The 19,760-nt window shown below is 73.7% G+C and carries 19 protein-coding genes; 8 read left to right on the top strand and 11 right to left on the bottom strand.

Going from position 1 to position 19,760, the window contains the following annotated elements; translation table 11 throughout:
- Window positions 1-156: 156 nt before the first annotated feature.
- Entirely contained in the window at window positions 157-903 is a 747-nt protein-coding gene (gene dapB, locus FB554_RS03900) for a 4-hydroxy-tetrahydrodipicolinate reductase (RefSeq protein WP_142004722.1), read from the bottom strand.
- A gap of 91 nt (window positions 904-994) precedes the next feature.
- Between dapB and FB554_RS03895 the strand changes: the two genes are divergently transcribed.
- The 3 genes from FB554_RS03895 (at window position 995) to FB554_RS03885 (ending at window position 3,118) form a co-directional block, all read left to right on the top strand.
- Window positions 995-2,041 carry a M14 family zinc carboxypeptidase gene (locus FB554_RS03895; protein WP_142004721.1) on the top strand — a complete coding sequence of 349 codons (1,047 nt, stop codon included), beginning with the start codon at window positions 995-997 and terminating at the stop codon, window positions 2,039-2,041.
- 164 nt (window positions 2,042-2,205) lie between these two features.
- On the top strand, window positions 2,206-2,619 hold the full coding sequence (locus FB554_RS03890; protein WP_142004720.1) for a MarR family winged helix-turn-helix transcriptional regulator: 414 nt from the start codon (window positions 2,206-2,208) through the stop codon (window positions 2,617-2,619).
- Between the two features lies 1 nt (window position 2,620).
- Entirely contained in the window at window positions 2,621-3,118 is a 498-nt protein-coding gene (locus FB554_RS03885; protein WP_142004719.1) for a DUF2306 domain-containing protein, read from the top strand.
- Here FB554_RS03885 and FB554_RS03880 read toward each other — a convergent pair.
- The 5 genes from FB554_RS03880 to rpsO all read right to left on the bottom strand — a co-directional run bounded on the left by FB554_RS03880 (window position 3,044) and on the right by rpsO (window position 10,438).
- Window positions 3,044-4,795, bottom strand: a complete 1,752-nt coding sequence (locus FB554_RS03880; RefSeq protein ID WP_142004718.1) for an alkaline phosphatase D family protein — start codon at window positions 4,793-4,795, stop codon at window positions 3,044-3,046. The genes FB554_RS03885 and FB554_RS03880 overlap by 75 nt on opposite strands.
- 162 nt (window positions 4,796-4,957) lie before the next feature.
- Window positions 4,958-5,947, bottom strand: a complete 990-nt coding sequence (locus FB554_RS03875) for a YihY/virulence factor BrkB family protein (protein WP_142004717.1) — start codon at window positions 5,945-5,947, stop codon at window positions 4,958-4,960.
- 99 nt (window positions 5,948-6,046) lie between these two features.
- Complete coding sequence (locus tag FB554_RS03870) at window positions 6,047-7,117, bottom strand: hypothetical protein (RefSeq protein ID WP_142004716.1); 1,071 nt, start codon at window positions 7,115-7,117, stop codon at window positions 6,047-6,049.
- A gap of 349 nt (window positions 7,118-7,466) precedes the next feature.
- On the bottom strand, window positions 7,467-10,022 hold the full coding sequence (locus tag FB554_RS03865; protein ID WP_142004715.1) for a polyribonucleotide nucleotidyltransferase: 2,556 nt from the start codon (window positions 10,020-10,022) through the stop codon (window positions 7,467-7,469).
- Window positions 10,023-10,168: 146 nt separating this feature from the next.
- On the bottom strand, window positions 10,169-10,438 hold the full coding sequence (gene rpsO / locus FB554_RS03860) for a 30S ribosomal protein S15 (protein WP_142004714.1): 270 nt from the start codon (window positions 10,436-10,438) through the stop codon (window positions 10,169-10,171).
- A 183-nt stretch (window positions 10,439-10,621) separates the two neighbouring features.
- Here rpsO and FB554_RS03855 point away from each other — a divergent pair, with 183 nt between their 5' ends.
- The 4 genes from FB554_RS03855 to FB554_RS03845 are packed head-to-tail and all read left to right on the top strand — an operon-like array spanning window position 10,622 to window position 14,154.
- Window positions 10,622-11,299 (top strand): hypothetical protein, encoded by a 678-nt coding sequence (locus FB554_RS03855; RefSeq protein WP_142004713.1) that lies wholly within the window; start codon window positions 10,622-10,624, stop codon window positions 11,297-11,299.
- Window positions 11,296-12,177 (top strand): hypothetical protein, encoded by an 882-nt coding sequence (locus FB554_RS17050; protein WP_170206772.1) that lies wholly within the window; start codon window positions 11,296-11,298, stop codon window positions 12,175-12,177. The genes FB554_RS03855 and FB554_RS17050 overlap by 4 nt, the downstream gene beginning before the upstream one ends.
- Before the next feature lie 35 nt (window positions 12,178-12,212).
- The gene (locus tag FB554_RS17045; protein ID WP_211344524.1) at window positions 12,213-13,430 is read left to right on the top strand and encodes a YcaO-like family protein; all 1,218 of its coding nucleotides are present in this window, start codon (window positions 12,213-12,215) and stop codon (window positions 13,428-13,430) included.
- Between the two features lie 7 nt (window positions 13,431-13,437).
- Window positions 13,438-14,154 carry a nitroreductase family protein gene (locus tag FB554_RS03845; RefSeq protein ID WP_142004711.1) on the top strand — a complete coding sequence of 239 codons (717 nt, stop codon included), beginning with the start codon at window positions 13,438-13,440 and terminating at the stop codon, window positions 14,152-14,154.
- Between the two features lie 70 nt (window positions 14,155-14,224).
- Here the strand turns inward: FB554_RS03845 and mrdA are convergent, their stop codons facing one another.
- From mrdA to mreB, 4 genes are read right to left on the bottom strand one after another with little or no spacing between them, the layout of a single operon-like run.
- A complete protein-coding gene (mrdA, locus tag FB554_RS03840) occupies window positions 14,225-16,264 on the bottom strand; it encodes a penicillin-binding protein 2 (protein WP_142004710.1) in 2,040 nt (679 codons plus the stop codon).
- Window positions 16,261-16,761, bottom strand: a complete 501-nt coding sequence (locus tag FB554_RS03835) for a rod shape-determining protein MreD (protein ID WP_142004709.1) — start codon at window positions 16,759-16,761, stop codon at window positions 16,261-16,263. The genes mrdA and FB554_RS03835 overlap by 4 nt, the downstream gene beginning before the upstream one ends.
- Complete coding sequence (gene mreC / locus FB554_RS03830) at window positions 16,758-17,600, bottom strand: rod shape-determining protein MreC (protein WP_142004708.1); 843 nt, start codon at window positions 17,598-17,600, stop codon at window positions 16,758-16,760. The genes FB554_RS03835 and mreC overlap by 4 nt, the downstream gene beginning before the upstream one ends.
- A 3-nt stretch (window positions 17,601-17,603) precedes the next feature.
- Window positions 17,604-18,632, bottom strand: coding sequence for a rod shape-determining protein (gene mreB, locus FB554_RS03825; RefSeq protein WP_142004707.1), 1,029 nt, complete (start codon window positions 18,630-18,632; stop codon window positions 17,604-17,606).
- Window positions 18,633-18,718: 86 nt separating this feature from the next.
- Here mreB and FB554_RS03820 point away from each other — a divergent pair, with 86 nt between their 5' ends.
- Window positions 18,719-19,270 carry a MarR family winged helix-turn-helix transcriptional regulator gene (locus tag FB554_RS03820; protein WP_142004706.1) on the top strand — a complete coding sequence of 184 codons (552 nt, stop codon included), beginning with the start codon at window positions 18,719-18,721 and terminating at the stop codon, window positions 19,268-19,270.
- A 49-nt stretch (window positions 19,271-19,319) separates the two neighbouring features.
- Here FB554_RS03820 and ndk read toward each other — a convergent pair whose 3' ends face one another.
- Entirely contained in the window at window positions 19,320-19,748 is a 429-nt protein-coding gene (ndk, locus tag FB554_RS03815) for a nucleoside-diphosphate kinase (protein ID WP_142004705.1), read from the bottom strand.
- Window positions 19,749-19,760 lie beyond the last annotated feature (12 nt).

The following is a 19,760-nucleotide window of genomic DNA, read 5'->3' as shown; positions in this document are numbered from 1 at the left end:
CGCGGTCGGCGACGCCGAGTTGAACAGCCGGTGTCGCGAGGCCGTGCCGAGCCTGGGAGCACGGCGTCACGAGCACGTACGCCCGGCCGCCCCGAGCACGGACCGCCCGAGCAGGAACGACAACCGCACGCGCGCCCCGCCTCGGCACTCCACCGACTACAGCCCGAGGTACTGCTCCAGCCCCACAGTGAGTCCCGGGTGCCCCCCGACCCGCCGTACGCCCTCCAAGACTCCCGGCATGAAGCTCACCCGGTCGAAGCTGTCGTGCCGGATCGTGAGCGCCTCCCCGACCGCGCCGAAGGTGACCTCCTGGTGCGCCACGTGACCGCGAATCCGCAACGCGTGCACCGGAATTCCCTCGACCGACGCACCGCGGGCACCGTCCGGGTCGCTCGTGGTCGCGTCCGGCAGCTCGCCGAGCCCGGCCTCCTCGCGCGCGGCCGCGACGATGCGCGCGGTGCGGGCGGCGGTGCCCGAGGGCGCGTCGACCTTGTCGGGGTGGTGGGTCTCGACGATCTCGACCGACTCGTAGAACGGCGCCGCCTGCCGCGCGAACGACATCATCAGCAGCGCGCCGATGGCGAAGTTGGGGGCGATGAGCACCCCCACGTCGGGGTGCTCGGCCAGCTGCTCGCGCAGGGTCGCGAGCCGCGCGTCGTCCCAGCCGGTCGTGCCCACCACCGCGTGCACGCCGCGGTCGACGCAGTGCGCCACGACGCCGGGCGACGCGTCGGGCACGGTCAGGTCGACCGCGACCTGCGCACCACCGAGGTCGCCGAGGTCGTCCCCGGAGTCGATCCGCGCGACGAGCTCGAGGTCGTTGGCACCCTCGACGGCGTCGCACGCCGCACTGCCCATCCGCCCCGACGCGCCGACCACTGCCACCTTGATCCGATTGCTCACCGCGCCAGGTTACGAACCCTGCGCGCTACTGCGCCGTAGCACCCCCTGCGCTTGCCAGGCTGTGGCATCCCCCCGACCCGAAGGAGCCCCGATGCCCTCCCTGCGCACCCGTGCCGCCGTCACCGTGCTCGCCGCCGCCTGCACCACCGGCCTCGCGCTCACCAGCGCCCCGACCGCCACCGCCGTCGGCGAGGGGCCACGGTGCTGCACGAACGGAACCGTCAACACCTCGATCCTGCACACCTACGACTCGATGGTGAAGGAGCTGGAGAAGCAGGACGCCCGCCAGCCGCGCATGCAGCTGGAGACCATCGGCCAGAGCGTCAAGGGCCGCGACCTGAAGCTGGTGAAGTACGTCGGCAACCCCGCCAACCCGACGGTGCTGTTCATGACCCAGCAGCACGGCAACGAGGCGCTCACCACCGAGGGCGCCCTCGACTTCATCAAGTCCCTCGGTCAGGGCAAGAACCAGCGCATCCTCGACAAGGTGAACATCCTCATCGTGCCGATGGTCAACCCCGACGGCGCGATGGGCGACGTCGACTTCCCGCTCGACGACTACATCGCCTCCGGCGGCCGCAACCTCACCCGCTACAACGCCCGCGGTGTCGACCTCAACCGCGACCACGTCGCCAAGAGCCAGCCCGAGACGCGCGCGGTGCACGAGAACGTGCTGCAGGCGTACCCCATCGACTATGCCGTCGACCTGCACCACCAGGGCACGCGCAGCGAGGCGGGCGGCGAGCTGGTGTCGGGCTCGATCCTCTACCCGACGACCGGCTCGGTCAGCCCCGACCTGGTGCAGCGCTCGCAGCGGCTCGGCGGCGTGGTCTACAACGCGATCGAGCCGACCGGCTGGGGCCACCTGGGCAAGTACGTCGGCGGCAGCGCCGACACCATCGCGCGCAACGGCATCGCGGCGCAGTACGGCATCGCCACGCTGCTGTTCGAGATGCGCGGCATGAGCGACCACGAGTACGCCTCCTACGTGCTCGGGCAGCGCAGCAACGGCTACCTCATCAAGCAGACGTTCCTGACTCTCACCGCCGTCAGCACCGCGATCGGCGACGGCTCGATCGACACGACCTCCACCGACTTCTGGAACACCCTCCCCGAGCAGCAGACCCGCCAGGAGTGAGCGGACCGGGAGCGAGGGACCGGGAGTGAGCCGGCCGGCAGGCACCGCGCCGGCGTGACGGCGCCAGGCGCTCCCCACCGACGGCGGGCGGCCGGGCCTCCAGCCCGGCCGCCCGCGACCCGCCCCTACTTGCATTATTAAGTTGCAGTGTTAATGTTCTCCTCATGGGAAGCACGCTCGCCTACGACCTGCACACCTTGGTCCGCCGTCTCGACCGCGAGGCCGACCGGCTGCTGGTCCCGCTCGGCCTGAGCTACCGGCGCTACCTCACCCTGCTGCTCGTCGGCGAGCTCGACGGCGGCACCCAGCGCCAGGTGGCGGAGACGGTCGACACCAGCGAGGCCGCGATGAGCCGCATGCTCGGCGCCCTCGCCGGCGAGGGGCTGGTGACGATCGCCCCCGACGCCGGCAACGGCCACCGCAAGCTCGTCCGGCTCACCGCCGACGGCCGCGACCTGGTCGACCGCGCCAGTGCCACGCTCGGCGACCAGCTCGACGATCTCGTACGCTCGCTCGGGCTCGATCCCGACCGGCTCGCCGCCGAGGTGCGCACCGTGCGCGAAGGTCTGGGGGCCTGACATGTCGGGCTGGACCCCGCTGCTGGTCAGCCACGTGCTCGCCGCCTCGGTGTCGATGCCGCTCGGCGCCTATCAGCTGTGGCGGCGCCCCCGCGGCGACCTGCAGCACCGCATCGTCGGCCGCGTCTGGGCGGGGCTGATGATGTGGACGGCGTTGAGCTCGTACGCGATTCGCGACATCCGCCCCGGCCAGCTCAGCCTGCTGCACATCCTGTCGACCGTCACCGTCGTCAGCCTGGTGATCGGCATCTGGGCGGTCAGACGCGGCGACGTGCGCACCCACCTCGGCGCCATGCGCGGGTCGTGGCTCGGCTCGATCGGGGCGTTCGTCGGCGCGGTCGCCGTGCCCGACCGGCTGCTGCCGACCTTCGCCGTCACCAACCCCGCAGGCTTCGCCGCGGCGACCGCCACCGTGCTCGTGGTCTCAGCCCTGATCGTGGCCGTCGCCCGCGCGAGCGTCCGCGGCGCCGACGAGCCCGGTCGGGTCCGGGCCGGGTGAGGCACCCGGCCGGTCGATGATCACCGTGGCCACGGTGCGCAGCTCGGGCTCCTGCGGGTCGCCGGCCGAGATGTCACCGGTGTGCCAGGTCAGCTCCAGCTGCGGGCCGTCGACCTGCAGCACCGCCAGGTTGTTGTCGAACCACGGGCCGTCGGTGATCGACCAGGGGTAGGGCGGGTCGGGCACCTTCTCCGAGCTGGCCGCGAGCGCCCGCATCGGCCGCGCCAGCTGCCGGGCCAGCGAGGCCTGCAGCACGCGCACGTGCCGCGGCAGCGGGTTGCGGATCGGCGAGCACACCGCCTGCACGATCAGCGAGCGCGCGCCGTACTGCTCCGGGTCGTCGATGCGCGTGACGTAGGAGTTGTGCACGTCGCCGGACAGGAACGTGATGGTGGCCGGCGGGCGGCCGCGCTCGCCCCGCGCGACCGACATCGTGAAGTCGGTCATCTGGTCGAAGCCGTGCTCGAACGCCGCCCAGTGCTCGAGGTCGACCGCCTGGCGCAGCTTCTCGCCGAGGCGCCCGAAGCGCTCGCCCCACGCCCCCTCGGCCATCGCCTCGTTCCACGCCTCGAGGTCGTGGATGCCCGGCGGCAGCAGGAACGGCAGCGACGTGCCGATCAGCAGATGCTCCACGTCGCCGCGCATGTTCTCGTCGAGCCACTCCAGCTCGGAGGGGTCGAGCATGTTGCGCTTGCCGGGCTCCAGCTCGCGCGCGGCGCGCGAGTCGATCATCAGCAGCCGCGCGTCACCGAGGTCGATGGCGAAGGAGAACCGGTACCGCTCCGGGTGCCGGTCGACCTCGTACGACAGGTCGTGCAGCACCTCGGTGAGGTCGAGCTCGTGGGTGACCTCGGAGTCCTGGTGCGCCAGCACGCGCTGCCACACCTCGTCCTCGGCCAGCGCCTCCGGCGACAGGTTGCCGGCGTGCTGGTAGACCCAGTACGACATGAGCGCCCCCATCAGACGCTCGTGCCACCAGTCGGTGGCGTTCATCTCCTCGTGCCACGCGTCGCTGGTGTTCCAGTCGTCACGCACGTCGTGATCGTCGAAGATCATCACGCTCGGCAGCGTCGACAGCAGCCACCGGTTGGCCGGGTCGGTCCACGCCAGCCAGTACAGGTGGGCGTACTCCTCGAAGTCCTTCAGCTCCTCCCCCGGCGGCTCCTCCAGGCCGCGGCGCTGCTCGATGTAGGCGCGCATCTCCTCGGAGGTCTCGTCGGCATAGACCTGGTCGCCGAGGAAGGCGACCATGTCGGGCCAGTGCGAGCTGTCCGGGTGGTTCGCCAGGTGGACGGCGGTCGCGCGCAGCGCGTCGACCCCGTGCGTGCGCGTGTGCTCGGCGTCGTGCGGCACGCTCGTGCGGCACGAGCCGAACGCGAGCCGGGTGGGCTTGTCGCGCTCGATCGTCGCGATCCGCGACGGCGGGTAGGGCGAGTCGGCGAGCGGCCAGACCTGCTCCCCGTCGATCTCCACGGTGTAGTCCTGCACGCTGCCCGGCTCGAGCCCGTCGACCTGGACGAGCGCGTAGTGGTGGTCCTGCACGCGGAACGTGCGCATGCTCCACGACTGCTCCCCCGCGCGCACCGTCACCGTGCAGAAGTCGGCGGTCTCCACCCACACGCTGGCGGTGCGCTCCCCCACGTGGCGCAGCAGCGGTCCCAGCACCAGATCAGGCACGGCACGGTCTCCTTCGTACGACGGCGGGCACCGGGGAGTGCCCGACGAGACAGCCTATGACCTCCCGCGGACCGCTTCCTGGTGGTTCCCCGAGCGCACGCTGTGCGGGCCGCTCCGGCCGCGCCCGGATCAGCCCGGCGCCGGGCCGGCGTCAGGCCGGCGTCAGGCCGGTGGCTGCCGGTCCTCCCACGGCTCGTCGGGCACGCCGTCCTCGTTCTTGTCGAACGTCACGCTCACGTGCTGATAGCCCTTGAGCCGGTTCATCTCGACCAGGTGGCTGTACGCCTCGTGGTCGGCGCGGGTCAGGTCGACGTCGTCGGTGAACGGGGTGAGCAGCGCCCGTGGGTAGAGGTGGCGAGCGCGTACGACGTTCAGCTCGGCCGCCATCACCACGGTGACGGCCAGCAGGTAGATCCAGGCGATCAGACCGATGACCACCGCGAACACGCCGTAGGACCCGCTGCTGCGGGCGATGATGCTGGTGACCACGGCAGCACCGAGAGTCTCGAGCAGCTGCCACACGATGCCGACGATGATCGCCCCCGGCAGCAGCGACAACCAGCCGTGGCTGCGGTGGGTCGACACGTGCAGCACGACCCAGAAGATGAGCACGGCGAGCACGGTGTTGAGGATCGTCCACGGCGGGCCGGCCAGCCAGTCGAACACGCGCGGGATCACGCCGGCGGCGATCAGCGAGATGCCGAGGAAGGCCAGGATGCCGGCGCTCTTGGCGCGGGCCAGGATCGGGTTGGGGCGGCGGTGGCGCGGCACGGCCCACACGGTGTTCATCGCGTGCTGCAGCGCCTGCGCCACCCCGAGACCACCGTAGGCCGCGGTCAGCGAACCGACGATGACCGCGACGAGGTTGCCCTGCAGACCGCTCGGGCTCTGCAGCTCATCACCGATGACCGGCACCTGGGCCAGCACGCCGTTGATGAGCGACTCGCGCAGCACCGCGTTGTCCTGCACCAGGAAGCCCAGGATCGAGGTCATGAGCAGCAGCAGCGGGAAGATCGACAGCAGGCCGTAGTAGGTGATGAGCGCGGCGAGGTAGGCGCCCTGGTCGTCGAGGAACTTGTAGACCACACCGAGCGGGAACCCCACGACGGGATGCCTGCGCTGGAAGCCGTCCACGCGGTCGACGAGAGTCACCGCAACAGTTTGCCGCCCGCGCCTCCGAACCGGCTGAAGGCACTCCGGCGACGCGCTGCGCTGCGACCGAGGTCACGCCTCGTGCGGGCGGCTCGCGGCTCAGTCGGGCACGACGTATCCCCCGCCGAGGCCCAGCAGCTGCGGGCGTCCGCCGTCGGGCTGCTGCACCACCGCGGTCACCACCAGCGACAGGGTCGCCTGCTGGCTGCCCTCGGTCGACACCCGGTTGACCTGCGCGAAGCCCTTGGAGAAGAAGATCGCCCGGCCCTCACCGGCGAGCCAGTCGACCCGGCAGCGCAGGCTCACCACGTTCAGCGTCGCGCGCTGGGCCCGCAGCACCAGCAGGGCGTCGGCGACGTCCGAGGAGCCGCGGGTGGCGTACGGCTCGCACTGCAGCGTGCGCTTGATCGACGGGTTCGGCTTCCCGGGCCAGAGCCCCTCGAGGAAGTCGCGCGTCGGGCTCGCCTGGGCGAACGGTGCGCCCTTCTCCTCGCGGAGGCTGCCGACGACCTGCGGCACCAGCGTCTGGCTCGCCCGCACCTGGGCCGGCGTCGGCGTGGGGTCGGTCGTCGCCGGCAGCGGTGCGGGGAGCGCGCCGCGCGGGGCGTCGACGGCGCCCCACTGCTTCCACGGGCCGGTGCCCTCGCGGCGCATCACCCGCAGCACGGTGCGCGACGCCTGGTCACCGGACGGGGAGGTGGTGGACGGGGAGGTGGTCGACGAGCCGGACGCGGACGAGGTGCCGGCCTGCTCCTGCACCGGCGAGTCGATCACCGCGACCGTGCCCGACCGGTGCCGGGCTGCGCCGACCACGGCCGTGGCGCGGCTGGTGAGGGCGCGGTCGTCCTCGGCCGACTTCGGCGGGTCGGCCCGGCTCACCCGGGTGAGGAACACGTCCTGCTCCAGCACCGGACCCACGTCGGCCCGCGCCCACGGCCGCTCGTCGAACCTCGGCGCGCCCGCAGCCGCGATCGCGGGGTTGTTGCGCGCGTCGTAGTCGCGCATCATCGCCGCCGCCTGCGGGACGGTCAGCCCTGGCCCGGCCGGCGTCGTCGTCGTCGCGACGGTGGTCGAGCTCTCGGCGGGCGCGGTCGGGTCTCCCCCGCCGGCCGAGCACGCGGCCAGGGTGAGGACGAGGGGGACGGACAGCAGGCGTACGGCGCGGGGCACGGTGACTCCTCGGGTCGGTGACGGGGTGACGCAGCTTCACCGTGGCACGCCCGAAGGGGTCGAAAACGTTGTCCACAGGCACGAATTCGCCGAATGTCACGCCGTACGCCCTCGCGGACCACCGCCGAACCGTGCGCCCCAGCGCACCCTCCGCCGGACCACCGCCGCACCGTGAACAAGCCCCCCGACGCCGTACGCCCTCGCGGACCACCGCCGAACCGTGCGCCCCAGCGCACCCTCCGCCGGACCACCGCCGAACCGTGACCGATCACGCCCGCCCCGAGAACGCCGACGACCCGGCCCCTCCCGAAGGAAGGACCGGGTCGCCGGTGTGCGCTGTGCCGGTGGCTCAGGCGTCCTCGGACGAGGCGCCGCCGACGTTGGCCGGCTCGGAGCCGGGCTCGACGTCGTCGGAGCTGACCGCCGGGCGGTCGCTGTCGTCCGCGGAGTCGTCGGCGGAGACGTTGCCTTCGCCGTTGCCCTCACCGCGGCCACGGCCACGGCCACCGCGGCGACGACGGCGCGGACGCTCGCCGCCCTCGTCGTCGCGCGAGCGCTCGCGGCGCGGCTTGTCGCCGGACTCGCCGGACTCGCCGGAGTCAGCCGACGCCCCGGAGCCGTCGGAGTCGTCGGACTCGCCGGACTCCTGCGCGTCCCCGGCCGGGGCCTGGTCCTGCGCGGGAGCGGCGGCGTCGCCCTCACCCTGCGCGGCCGACTCGTCCTGCACCACGGCGAGCGAGAGCTTGCCGCGGGGGTCGATCTCCTTGAGCTCGACCTGGACCTTCTGGCCGACGCCGAGGACGTCCTCGACCGCGTCGATCCGCTTGCCACCGACCAGCTTGCGCACCTCGGAGATGTGCAGCAGGCCGTCCTTGCCCGGCAGCAGCGAGACGAACGCCCCGAAGGTCGTCGTCTTCACCACGGTGCCGAGGAAGCGCTCGCCGACCTCGGGCATCTGCGGGTTGGCGATCGCGTTGATCGCCGCACGCGCGGCCTCGGCCGACGGGCCGTCGGTGGCGCCGATGTAGACGGTGCCGTCGTCCTCGATCGAGATGTCGGCGCCGGTGTCCTCCTGGATCTGGTTGATCATCTTGCCCTTGGGGCCGATGACCTCGCCGATCTTGTCGACCGGCACCTTCACCGCGATGACGCGCGGGGCGTACGGGCTCATCTCGTCGGGCGCGTCGATGGCCTCGTTCATGACGTCGAGGATGTGCATCCGCGCGTCGTGGGCCTGGGTCAGCGCCGTCGCCAGCTCGGTGGCGGGGATGCCGTCGAGCTTGGTGTCGAGCTGGATCGCCGTGACGAACTCGCGGGTGCCGGCGACCTTGAAGTCCATGTCGCCGAACGCGTCCTCGGCACCGAGGATGTCGGTGAGCGCGAGGTACTGCGTCGCACCGTCGATCTCGGCGGACACCAGACCCATCGCGATGCCGGCGACCGGCGCGCGCAGCGGCACACCGGCGTTGAGCAGCGACAGGGTCGAGGCGCAGACCGAACCCATCGAGGTCGACCCGTTGGAGCTGAGCGCCTCGGAGACCTGGCGGATGGCGTACGGGAACTCCTCGCGCGTCGGCAGCACCGGCACGAGCGCGCGCTCGGCGAGCGCCCCGTGACCGACCTCGCGCCGCTTCGGCGACCCGACCCGACCGGTCTCACCGGTGGAGTAGGGCGGGAAGTTGTAGTTGTGCATGTAGCGCTTGCGGGTGACCGGCGACAGCGTGTCGAGCTGCTGCTCCATGCGGAGCATGTTCAGCGTGGTCACGCCGAGGATCTGGGTCTCGCCGCGCTCGAAGATCGCCGAGCCGTGCACCCGCGGGAGCACCTCGACCTCGGCCGACAGCGCCCGGATGTCCTTGGGGCCGCGGCCGTCGATGCGCACCTGCTCGCGCAGGATCCGCTCACGCACGAGCTTCTTCTGCACCGCGCGGTAGGCCGCCGAGATCTCCTTCTCGCGACCCTCGAACGAGGTGCCCTCGCCGGCCAGGTCGGCCTTGAGCTCGTCCTTGTACGCGTCGAGCTGGCTCTCGCGGTCCTGCTTGTCGGCGATCGACAGCAGCTCGCGCAGCTTGCCCTCGGAGGCCTGCTCGACCGCCTGGTAGGCGTCGTCCTCGTAGTCGAGGAACAGCGGGAACTCCTGGACCTCCTTGGCGGCCTGCCCGGCGAGCTCCTGCTGCGCCTCGCAGAGCACCCGGATGAACTTCTTGGACTCCTCGAGCCCCTGGGCGACGACCTCCTCGGTCGGCGCCTGCTTGCCCTGGTTGGTCACCAGGTCCCAGGTGGACTCGGTCGACTCCGCCTCGACCATCATGATGGCGACGTCGTCACCCACGATGCGGCCGGCGACGACCATGTCGAACGTCGAGCGCTCGATGTCGGAGAAGTTGGGGAACGCGACCCACTGACCGTCGATCAGCGACATGCGGGTGGCGCCGATCGGGCCGCTGAACGGCAGGCCCGAGATCTGGGTCGAGGCCGACGCGCCGTTGATGGCGAGCACGTCGTACTGGTGGTCGGGGTTGAGCGACAGCACCGTGATGACGACCTGGACCTCGTTGCGCAGCCCCTTGACGAAGGCCGGGCGCAGCGGACGGTCGATCAGTCGGCAGGTGAGGATCGCGTCGGTCGAGGGGCGACCCTCGCGACGGAAGAAGCTGCCGGGGATCTTGCCCGCGGCGTACATCCGCTCCTCGACGTCCACCGTCAGCGGGAAGAAGTCGAAGTGGTCCTTGGGCGACTTGCCCGCGGCCGTGGTGGACAGCAGCGTCGTGTCGTCGTCGAGGTAGCAGACGACAGCGCCGGCGGCCTGCTTGGCCAGCCGGCCCGTCTCGAAGCGGACGGTGCGCTTGCCGAAGCTGCCGTTGTCGATGACGGCTTCGGCGAAAGTGATCTCTGGACCCTCCATCGGGCCCTCCTGTTCTGTCTCATCTGTCGCGCCCGGATCGTCGTTGCCCGTGCGCGGTTTCTTCTGGCGGGGTACGCCTGGCGCACCCCTCCTACGCCACGAGGCGGTCACCTCCGATGAGGTGACCGCCTCGATGGTCGCAAGTCTTATCGCCGCAGACCGAGCCGCTTGATCAGCGCGCGGTAGCGCTCGATGTCCACGGACTCCAGGTAGCGCAGCATCCGCTTGCGCTGGCCGACCAGGAGCAGCAGGCCGCGACGGCTGTGGTGGTCGTGCGGGTGCTGCCGCGAGTGCTCGGTGAGGTCCTTGATGCGCTGCGTCAGCATCGCGATCTGCACCTCGGGCGAGCCGGTGTCGCCCTCGTGGGTGGCGTACTCGGTCATGATCTTCTGCTTGGTGGCAGTGTCGAGAGGCATACGGGGGCGACTCCATCCTGATGGTCGTTGCGCGGTGCTCCTGGGCATGTTCACCAGGGCGCTCTGGATCCGCGGCCGGTTCACGGCACCCCACAGGCTAGCAGCGCCCGTCAGTCCGGGCCTAATCGCCAGGTTGGCGCAAGTCGCCCTGGGCCTGGCCCGCGCCTCCCTACGATGACGCAGGTGGCGATCACCCGGGCACCCGACCAGTTCCGACCTGGCGTCACCCACGGCGTCGCCACCCCGACCTGCTGCAGCTGTTGCTGCTGCTGCGTCGGCACCGCGGTCGGCTTCACGGTGGCGGTGCCGCTCGCGGTCGCCCGGCTGAGCCCCGACCCGGCCAGGCCCGCACCGACGCGGGCTGGGCGCCCGTGGGGCCTCGGGCTGGTAGCGCTGGCGCCGCTGCTCGGCGCGCTCGTCGCGATCACCGCGCAAGAGCTGCTCTCCGACGTCCTGACCGTCGCGGGACGGATCGCCCTGCTCCTCGGCGGTGCGGTCTGGGTGGGCTGCCTCGCCGCGGGACTGCGCCTGTGCCGCGCCCGGCCGCGCGCGGTGGGCGTGGCGATCCTGCTGCTCGTGCTGGCCGCGCTGGTCGCCGTCGTCGAGCTGAACCTGAGCGGGCCGCTGTTCGACTCCGACGAGGCGACCGGCACGGGCAGGTACGTCCTCGCCGCCGCGGCCTGCTTCGTCACCATGGTCACGCTGGGCTGGCTGCTGTCCTGGGACCGTTCGCCCCGGGTGCCGCCGGATGGGGCCGGGGGTCCGGGCGGGCCGAGCCCGGTGCGCGAGCCTGACGGACCGAACGGGCCGAACGGACCGAGCGGTCCGGGCGCGACGGGCGGGCCGGCGGGGACCCCGTGAGCGGCCCCTCCCGTCCGGTCGTGGGCGACCCGGCCTGGCGGTTGCTGGAGCAGGACGGACGGCTCGTCGCGACCGCCGGGAGCGACGAGGTGTGGGTCGTCGACGACGCCCCGGGCACCGTGCTCACCGAGCTCGCGGCCTGCTGGGGTCCGACCCCGCCGCTGCCCGATCAGCTGTCGCCGCAGGCGCGCCTCGCGGTCGAGCAGCTGCGGTCCGTGGGCGCGCTCGCTCCGCGCGTCGAGCTGCCGGCCGAGGCCCAGGTCGCGACCGTCGTGCTCGGCGCACCGGCACCTGGCTGGGACGCCGCCCTGGAGGCGGCGTTGCGCGAGACCGGTTGGCGCACAACGGAACCCGGAGCGGGCGGCGCAGGTTCGGGCGAGCCCGGCGCCGTCGGCGGACCCGGCCCCACAGACGAACCCGGCGCCGCCGGAGGGGCCGACGCAGCCGACGTGCTCGTGGCCGTGCGCACCACCGCCCGCTGGGCGCAGGTGGCCGAGGCTGCCGCCGCCTGGGTGCGCACCGGGCGGCTGCACCTGGTCGTCGACCTCGCCGCGGCGCACACGGTCGCGGTCGGCCCGTTCTGCGTTCCCGGCCACACCGCCTGCGCCGGCTGCCTCGCCGCCCGGGTGATGGCCCGCTGGGGCGATCCCGAGCCTCCTGCCCGCCCGGGCGCGACCCGGCCCGCCGGGCTGAGCGTCGCGGCCGGGCTCGTCGCGAGCCAGCTCGAGCAGGCGACCCGGGGCGACTTCCCGCTGGTCGACCGCACGGCCGCCGTCGACCTGCGCACGGCGAGCCCGACGACGAGCCCGTGCCTGCGCACGCCTCGGTGCCCGTGCAGCGAGCTGGTCACCGACGGCCGGGTCGAGCTCCCGTGGTGACAGCGGGACCGGCGCGGATCCCGTCACGAGAAGCGTTGCTGGACAAGGCGATCGGCTGGCGCACCGGGGTCGGCGTGACCCTGTCCGAGCCTCCCCTCACCACCGCCGACCCGCCGGTGCACCAGGCCGCGGCGTCGGACCGCCCGGTCGGTGAGAGTGCGGTGGCCGGCGGTGCCGGCTGGGAACGGGACGCTGCGCGAGGCGCCGCCGTCGGCGAGCTGCTGGAGCGCTACGCCGCCGTCCACTGCCCGCTTTTGACCGTCCCACGCGACGAGATCCCTTCCACTGCGGGGATCCCTTCCACCGCAACGGTGCTGGGGTTCGACGACTTCCTGCTGCACTCTCCCGAGCAGCGCGCCGACCCCGGCTTCCCCGCCGCGTCGACCTACGCCCAGGACCGGTTCACCCGCACGTTCTCGCTGATCGACCAGCGGCCGGCGTGGGTGCCGGCGGCGCTCGTCAGCAACGACCCGGGCTTCGGGGCCATCGCGACCTCCAGCGGGCTCGCCGCCGGCGCCTCAGTCACCACGGCGCTGCTGCGCGCCACCCAGGAGCTGGTCGAGCGGGACGCGCTGATGGTCACCTGGCTGCACGGGCTGCGGCCGCGCACCACCCCGGCCCCGGCGCGCGTCTCCGAGCTGGTCGGCGAGATCGACGGCGGCGCAACGGTGCTCGACCTCACCCCGCGGCACAGCCCGCACCCCGTGGCGATGGTCGTCGGGTCGGCACCCCTGCCCGACCGGCCGCGGCACGGCGCCGGCATCGCCTGCCGGGCCACCTGGGCCGGGGCCGTCGAGAAGGCGACGCTCGAGTGGGCCCAGGCAATGACGTACGTCGGAGTCACGGCGGGCGGACGCCCTCGCCCCGAGCCGCACGACGTGGTCTCCTTCGACGAGCACGCCCGGTTCTACTCGCTGCGGCCGGACCTTTGGGACGCCCTCCCGATCCACCGCGGCACGCCCGCCGAACCACCCGCGAGCAGCACCGCCACCGGCGCGGCCGGGCAGTTGCACGAGCTGGTGATGTCGTTGCACCGCAACGGGATTCGTCTGTTCTACCGCGACCTGACGACGCTCGACGTCGCGGCGTGCGGCGTGCGGGTCGTGCGCGTGCTCTCCCCCGACCTGGTCCCGATCCACGGGCACCACCGGTGGCCGCACCTGGCCGCCGCCTGCGTGCCCGTCGCCGAGCGATTCCCGGGGGCGGAGCCGTCGACGGCGTTCCCCAGCCCGTTCCCGCACCCGCTGGGATGATGCCGCGATGAGCGACCCCGCCGAGCACTTCGACGACTTCTGGCGGGCCTCCGAGCTCGGCCCGCTCACCGTCGGCCGGTTCGCCGAGCGGCTGGGCCGGTTCGACCCCGCCCCGCCCGCCGTCCACCCCTGGCAGCGCACCGGCCCCGCTCACCCGCTCGGCCACCCCCGCGGCCGGCTCACGTCGCTGCTGCGGCGGCGCCGCTCCGACCGCGACCTCGGCGCCCGGCCGCTGCGCCGCGGCGACCTGTCCGCCCTCCTCGGCACCCTCGCCCGCACCGACTCCGGCTGGGGTCACCCGTCGGCCGGAGACCTGCGAGCGGTGCGCGGCAGCGTGATCCTGTGGCGCACCGACCACCCGCTCGCGGGCCGCGTCGCCCAGCACGACCCCGAGCGGCACACGCTGACCGACGTCGGGCCCGCCCCCGACTGGCAGGCGGAGCAGCAGGCGCTCGGCGGCCTGGACACGACCACCCCGCCCGCGGCGGCCGTGGTGCTGCTCGGCGACCCGGCCGCCGTGGTCGAGAAGTACGGCGAGCGCGGCGGCCGCTTCCTGCTGCTCGAGGCCGGGGCGGCGCTGCAGAGCCTGTCCCTCGCGGCCGCCGAGCGCCGGCTGCCGGCGTACGCCACCGGGGGCGCCTTCGACTCCCGGCTGCGGGCGGTCTGCGGTCACGCGCGCACCGGCGCGCTCCCGCTGGCCGTGCTGCTGCTCGGCGGCCGCTGAGCCGAGACCCAGCGCCCCAGGAGCCGCTGACCCAGCCGAGCCCGTACGCCATCGCGGGCCGGCCGGTGCATCACCGGGTGCGCAGCACGTCCCACACCTTGCGGGCGGCGGGAGCAGCGTAGGTCGCGCCGGTGCCGGACTCGGTGATCATGGCGACGACGACGTACTGCTTGCCCGAGGCCGTGCGCGGGCCGTAGGACGCGAACCAGCTGGTCGCCTCCTTGCCGAAGATCTCGGCGGTGCCCGTCTTCCCCGAGACGCCGTAGCTGTCCAGCGGGAAGCCCCGGAAGGCGGCGGCGGCCGTGCCGGTGCGGGTCACCGCGGCCATCCCCTCCCGGTCGACGGCCAGCGAGTCGCCCGGGAAGTCGACCGTCCCCATCCGCCGCGGCGCGAGGTCCTGCCGGGCGCCGCCGCCCGGCCGCTGGGTGGCCGCCGCCACCTGCGGGGCCCACAGCGTGCCGCCGTTGGCGACGGCGGAGTAGGCCACGGCCAGCTGCAGCGGCGTGACCGCCACGTCGCCCTGCCCGATCGAGAAGTTCACCGCGTCACCGGCGCGGTAGACGTAGCCGCTGCGGCAGTTCTCCTGCGCGATGCGCTGCAGATAGCTCGCGCGCGCCTGGTCGGTCTCCTCCGGATAGCCCGTGCGCGCCCGCTGGCAGCTGGTGGCGCGGGTGTCGAGCCAGCGCTGCCGCTTCCACTGCCGGTCGGGGATGCGCCCGGCCGCCTCGTCGGGCAGGTCGATGCCGGTGCGCCGGCCCAGGCCGAACGAGCGGGCCGTGTCGACGAACGGGTCGGTGGCGGTCACCGGCGCGCGCAGCCCGCCCGACTGCTGCCAGGCGTTGTAGGCCCAGCGGTAGAAGACGGTGTCGCACGAGACCTCCAGCGCCCTGCGCATGTCGATCTGCCCGAAGGCGACCGACTCGAAGTTGCGGAAGGTGCGGTCGCCGATGCGCACCGACGGGCCGCAGTCGTAGCTCGCGTCCGGGTCGTTGCCCATCGCGATGGCCGCCGGCACCGACACCGCCTTGAACGTCGACGCCGGCGCCGTCGCGAACGTCGTCCCCCGGTTGAGCAGCGGGGCACCGGACGCGGGGTCGGTGAGCCGGGCGTACTCCAGGCTGTTGATCCCGCCGCTCCACACGTTCGGGTCGTACGTCGGCGCGGACGCCATCGCGACGACCGAACCGTCGCTCGCGTCGAGCACCACCATCGCGCCGGCGGTGGCCGGATTCCCTTGCGCCTGAGCGGAGCTCATGGCCGAGCCGAGTGCGCGCTCGGCCGCCGTCTGCACGGTGGGGTCGAGGTTGGTGACGACGTCCTGACCCGGGACCGGCGCGACGTTCTGCAGCGTGCGCTGCGGCAGCCCGCGCGCGTCCACCGCCACCACCGTGCGACCGGGCGTGCCGCGCAGCGCGGCGTCGTACTGCTTCTCGAGCCCGGCCCGGCCGAGGCCGTCGCGGGCGGTCAGCGTGGGGTCGCGCCGGATGTCGTCGGCGTTGGTGCGCCCCAGGTAGCCCAGCACCTGCGCGGCGTTGAGCTGCCCCAGCGCGGGGTACGTCCGCGTCGGCTCGGCCACCACCCCCAGCCCCGGGAACTCCTCGGGTCGTTCGAGCAGGGTGAGCGCGCGCTCGACGGGCACGTCGTCGGCGATGGGGATGGGCTCGTACGGCGCGCCGCTGAAGCACACCGGCGGGCGGGGCGCACCCGCGGTGCCGCACGGCCGGGTGCGCTCGAGCAGCTGCTCCGGGGTGCGGCCGACCAGCGGCGCCACGCGGCGCAGCAGCCCCGCACCGTCGTCGTCCTGGTCGGCGAGCGTCGTCGGGTCCAGCGTGAGCACAGCACGAGAACCGTTGGCCACCAACGCTTTTCCGTCAGCGGCCAAGATGCGCCCGCGGATGGCCGGGGTGGAGATCGTGCGCGTGCCGAGCGCCGCTGCCCGGTCGGCGAAGTCGTCGCCCTGCACGACCTGCAGCTGCACGAGGCGGCCGAGCATCGCCAGCACCATGACCACGCTGAGCCCGAGCAGCACCGCGAGCCGGGTCACCCGGGCCGGTCGCGAGGGCCGGTCACGACGCCGATAGCGCCGCCGCAGCCGCCAGCGGGCGATCATGCCCGCCCCCGGTGGACGAGCCGCCGCTGGTGGTGCACGAGCGGCGGCACGAGGGCCGCGCCGATCACCGTGGTCGCGAGCAGGCTGAGGCCGGCCCCCACCAGGTCCAGCGGCCGCCCGTCGAGCAGGGTGACCACCAGCCGCACCCCGAGCACCACCGCGGCGGCCGCGAGCACCGTCGCGGCGGGCAGGGCGGCCGAGTGGCGCGACGAGCGGTGGGCGGCGCCGGCGACCAGGCCGGCACCGGCGTAGGTCAGCGGGCTGAGGCCCAGCGCACCGGTGCCGGGCGGGACGAGGTCGACCAGCCAGCCGGCCGCGAGACCGAGCAGCAGCCCGGTGGTGCGACCCCCGCGCAGTCCCCCGGCCACGACGAACGGCACCAGCAGGTCGGGCTGCACCGGGCCGAGCCGCGGCAGCACGACCGCCGCGAGCAGCGCGGCGAGCACCAGCAGCAGGGCCTGCACCGTGGCCAGCCGCGACGGCAGCCGAAGCGTCACGACGGCCCCGTCCCGGTCGCCGCCGGCCGCGGCCCGTCGGCGGGCGCGGGCTGCACGACGCCCACCACGTCGAGGCTCCCCACGTCGACCGCCGGCTCGACCCGGGCGGTGCGCCCCAGCTGCCCGCGGTCGGGGTCGACGCCGACGACCCGGCCGATCACGACGTCACGCACGTACGGCCGGTCGTCGACGCTGCCGAGCGTGCGCACCTGGTCGCCGGTGCGCACGTCGCCGAGCTCGACCAGCGTGAGCGTCACCTCCCCCGGCCGCCGCGCCGGCACCGCCGGCCCGGGCGTCGCCGCGACCGACCCGATGGCGCGGCTGCGCGTCACCCGGGCACCCACGACGGCGCCGGGCGAGGTCACCAGCTCCACGTCGGCGCTGGTCGGGCGCACGGTGACGGTGCGGCCCACGAGGCCCTGCGTCGCGATCACCGTCTGATGAGCCCGTATGCCGTCGCGGGACCCCGCGTCGATCGTCACCAGCTGGCGCTCCCCGGCAGCGGTCGCCGGGGTGAAGCCCACGACCCGCGCCGGGACCACCCGACGGTCGGCCGCCGCGGACGAGCCGAGCAGGTCGCCGAGCCCGCGGCGCAGCTGCTCGTCGTCGCCGCGCCGGGCCAGGGCGCGCCGCGCCTCGTCGCGCTGCCGGCGCAGCCGGCCGGCCTCGTTGTCGGCGGGCAGGGTGAGCCGCTCCTGCACCGGCGTCACGGCCCGGGCGACGGCGGAGCGCACGGGGTCGGTGACCGTGGGCGCCGCGGTGTCGACCGCGAGGACGGCGAGCGAGGCCACCACTCCGCCGACGACCAGGCGCCGCCGGGTGCGCGGGGTCAGGGCCATGGGTCAGTACCGCTTGGAGTCGACGAGCACCCGCTGCAGCTCGGCGAAGTCCTCGACGCAGCGGCCCGCGCCGAGGGCGACCGAGCGCTGCGGGTCGTCGGTGACCCGCACCGGCACACCGAGCTCGTGGCCCATCCGCTCGGCCAGGCCGCGCAGCTGGGCGCCGCCACCGGTCAGCACGATGCCGCTGTCGAGCACGTCGCCGGCGAGCTCGGGCGGGCACACGTCGAGGGTGGCGCGCACCAGCTCGCAGATCTGCAGCAGCGGTCCCTCGATGGCCCGCCGCACCTCCTGGGAGGTGATGGTGACCGTCTTGGGCAGGCCGCTGATCAGGTCGCGGCCGCGCACCCGCATCGACAGCTCCTCGCGCATCGGGAACGCCGAGCCGACGGTGGTCTTGATGTCCTCGGCGCTGCGCTCGCCGAGCAGCAGGGCGTACTCGCTCTTGACGTGCGACACGATCGCCTCGTCGATCTCGTCGCCGCCGATGCGCACCGAGCGAGCGTTGACGATGCCGCCGAGGCTGAGCACCGCGACGTCGCTGGTGCCGCCGCCCACGTCGACCACCATGCAGCCGGCCGCCGCCTCGACGGGAAGCTCGGCGCCGAGCGCGGCCGCCATCGCCTCCTCGACGACGTAGACCTTGCGGGCACCCGCCCGCGTCGCGGCGTCCTCCAGGGCCCGGCGCTCGACGCCGGTCACCTCGCTCGGCACGCACACGACCATGCGCGGGCGCACGAGCCGCGACGGGCGTACCTGCGCGATGAAGTAGCGCAGCATCCGCTCGGCCGTCTCGGCGTCGTCGATCACGCCGTCGCGCAGCGGGCGCACGACGTGCACGTGCCCGGGCGTGCGGCCGAGCATCTCCTTGGCGCGGCTCCCGGCGGCCAGCAACCGCCCAGTGCCGACCTCGAGCGCCACGACCGACGGCTCGTCGAGCACGACGCCCTTGCCGCGCTCGTAGATGAGGGTGTTGGCGGTGCCGAGATCGATCGCCAGGTCCCGCCCGGTGAAGCTCGCTGTGCCCGCCACCCGGCGATGGTAACGGCGTGGCCGCGCTGCGGCGGGCAGGCGGGGGTGCACGGGAGCTCGACCGCGCGCACTGGCACGCTAGGGGGATGAGCCGCGCCCCGAAGGCCGACCGAGAAAGCTCCCGCGACCGCTACGACGCCGAGGTGGCGGCGTACGTCTCAGCGGGCGGCAGCGAGTCGGTGCAGCGCGTCGTGACCGCGGTCAACGCGCTCGCCCGGCGGCTGTCGCAGTGGTACACCGACCAGCTCACCGACGTCGGCCTCAGCGCCGGCGAGTGGGGCGTCATCGCCCACCTGGCGATCGCGCCGGCGGGTCAGTCGGTCACGCCGAGCCAGCTCGCGAACGCGCTGTCGGTGGCGCCGTCGTCGATGACCCACCGGCTCGACCGGATGACCGAGCGCGAGCTGGTGACGCGCACCCCCGACGAGGAGAACCGAACCCGCGTGCTGGTCGCTCTCACCGAGGAGGGCTGGCAGGTCTTCCGCCGGGTCATCCGCGGCAGCGACGTCATGGAGAGCAACGTGCTCGACCGGCTCAGCCGCGACCAGCAGGCTCAGCTCGCCTCGCTGCTGGAGCTCGCGATCGCCGGGCTCGACGACGCGATGGCCGAGCGCGCGGAGCCCGCGCAGGCGGGCTGAGCCCGCGCGGACGTACGTCGGGGGCGGGGCTCGCAAGCCCGCTCGCCGCTCAGGCCTCGGGGAACCAGATCCCGATCTCGCGCGCGGCCGACTCGGGCGAGTCGGACCCGTGCACGATGTTCTGCTGCACCTTCAGGCCCCAGTCACGGCCGAGGTCGCCGCGGATGGAGCCGGGCGCGGCCTCGGTCGGGTTGGTGGCGCCGGCGAGCGAGCGGAAGCCGGGGATGCAGCCCTGGCCCTCGATGATCGCGAAGGTCGCCGGGCCGGAGGACATGAACTCCACCAGCGGCTCGTAGAACGGCTTGCCCTCGTGCTCGGCGTAGTGCTGGGCCAGGCGCTCACGGTCGGGGGTCCGCACCTGCAGCGCGACCAGGGTGTAGCCCTTGGCCTCGATGCGCCGCAGCACCTCCCCGGTGAGTCCACGGCGGTAGCCGTCGGGCTTGACGATGACGAGGGAACGCTCGATCTGGTCGGTCACGGCGCCAACTGT

The sequence above is a fragment of the Barrientosiimonas humi genome, from assembly GCF_006716095.1.
GTDB lineage: Bacteria > Actinomycetota > Actinomycetes > Actinomycetales > Dermatophilaceae > Barrientosiimonas > Barrientosiimonas humi.
This window is presented reverse-complemented; position numbering and strand designations above follow the sequence as displayed.